The following is a 1,612-nucleotide window of genomic DNA, read 5'->3' as shown; positions in this document are numbered from 1 at the left end:
GCCGGCGGCGACCGCCTCGAGGTAGGCGCGCAACAGCCGTAGTGAGCCGATCCGGCCCGGGGCGTCGGGGGAGCGGGCGACGCGCACGAGCAGGGGGAGCGCGGCCACGGTGGCCGGGTAGACGCCGCCCTCGTGCAGGATCGAGCCGAACAGCTCCGCCGCCGCCTCCTCCCAGCAGTCCTCGCGGAGCCGTTCGATCAGGCCGGGCGTGTCCGCCGCCGGCCCTCGGGCGTGGACCAGCTCGGACCAGTCGGTCGGCGGGGGCGGGGCGACGTCGCGTCCGTGCACCCCAGGAAGGCTATCGACCGCGAGCCGCGGCGGGCCTGCTCAGCCGGTGGTCGGAGTACAACGGTGACCTGATCCCACCGCGGCACCCGGGTTCAGCCCGGGATGCGGACCGCGCGGCCGCTGACCCGGACCCGGGGGTCGTCCGGTTCGACTCCCACGAGGAGTTCTCCTCGGCGCCCCATGTCCTCTCCCTGGACGATCCGGATCTCGCGCCGTCGTGGCACTCGCCCGAGGGCGCGCAGGTAACCGCCGAAGGCCGCCGCGGCGGCGCCGGTAGCCGGGTCCTCGACCACCCCGCCGAGGGGGAAGGGGTTGCGGGAGTGGACGGTGCCCTCGTCCTCCGACCAGAACAGCTGCGTGGTCGTCCACCCGTGTTCCCGGGACACCTCGGTCAACGCCTCGAAGTCGTAGTCGAGCCGGGCCAGCCGTCCCCGCGTGCGGGCCCCGAGCACGAGGTGGTCGTTGCCGGCGAAGGACACGTGCGGCGGCCAGCCCGGGTCGAGGTCCTCCGGGGACCACCGCAGGGCGGCCAGCGCGGCAGCGACCTCCGCCTCGGAGGCGGGACGTGAGCGGGTGGGCACGCTCGTCAGGGTGGCGGTGACCGGGGGGCCGTCCTCGGTGGTGACGGGCACCTCGCCGGCGGGCGTGTCGAAGACCAGGCGCCCGGTGCGGCCGTGCTCGGCGAGTGCCACCGCCGTGGCGAGGGTGGCGTGACCGCAGAACGCCACCTCGGCCAGCGGGCTGAAGAACCGCAGGCCGTAGTGCTGGCCGTCGGTGCCGGTCGGGCTGAGGAAGGCGGTCTCGGAGTAGCCGACATCGGCGGCGATGCGGAGCATGGAGTCGTCGTCGAGGCCCCGGGCGTCCAACACCACACCGGCGGGGTTGCCACCCGAGGGGTCGCTGGCGAAGGACGCGTAGCGCAGAACGGTGCTCATGCCACCACCTTCCACCGCCGACAGCCATCGGGTCCACGATGAACGCGCATGGTCGCCATCGTGGGGACCAATACCGTGCCGAGGTGGGCACGAACCTCCTCCGGACGTTCCTGGCCGTGGTCAGAACGGGGAACTTCACCAGGGCCGCGAGTGAGCTCCACGCGGTGCGGTCGACCGTGACCAGCCATGTCAGGGCACTGGAGCCCGCACCGGGCGTCCGACTCCTCGACCGGGCTCCCCTCCGGGGCCAGGCTGACCCAGGCCGGTCGGCGGGCCGTAGAGCTGCTGGACGCCGAACACCAGCTGCTGCGCGGGGCGCGGGGTGAGGACGTGGTGGAGGGAGAGGTGGTCGTCGGGGCTACCGAGCCGGGGTGCGACGACCGGCTGCC

General features: G+C 74.1%; 1 protein-coding gene and 3 pseudogenes. 2 read left to right on the top strand and 2 right to left on the bottom strand.

Annotated features, from left to right (window positions below; all coding sequences use genetic code 11):
* Both ACTIDRAF_RS27105 and ACTIDRAF_RS0203815 read right to left on the bottom strand, forming a co-directional pair.
* Positions 1-288: pseudogene (locus tag ACTIDRAF_RS27105) on the bottom strand (hypothetical protein); the annotation flags it as partial.
* Positions 289-380: 92 nt separating this feature from the next.
* A complete protein-coding gene (locus ACTIDRAF_RS0203815; RefSeq protein ID WP_016697388.1) occupies positions 381-1,223 on the bottom strand; it encodes a PhzF family phenazine biosynthesis isomerase in 843 nt (280 codons plus the stop codon).
* A gap of 38 nt (positions 1,224-1,261) precedes the next feature.
* Between ACTIDRAF_RS0203815 and ACTIDRAF_RS34760 the strand changes: the two are divergent.
* Positions 1,262-1,396 (top strand): annotated as a pseudogene (locus ACTIDRAF_RS34760) (helix-turn-helix domain-containing protein); the annotation flags it as partial.
* Between the two features lie 13 nt (positions 1,397-1,409).
* Positions 1,410-1,612 (top strand): annotated as a pseudogene (locus ACTIDRAF_RS32455) (hypothetical protein); the annotation flags it as partial.

Source organism: Actinoalloteichus spitiensis RMV-1378 (genome assembly GCF_000239155.1).
GTDB lineage: Bacteria > Actinomycetota > Actinomycetes > Mycobacteriales > Pseudonocardiaceae > Actinoalloteichus_B > Actinoalloteichus_B spitiensis.
The sequence above is the reverse complement of the archived record's forward strand: the minus strand, read 5'-3'. Positions and strand labels throughout refer to the sequence as shown.

Coding starts and splice junctions, on each gene's coding strand:
- ACTIDRAF_RS0203815 (WP_016697388.1), bottom strand. CDS start 1,223: ATGAGCACCGTTCTGCGCTACGCGTCCTTCGCCAGCGACCCCTCGGGT.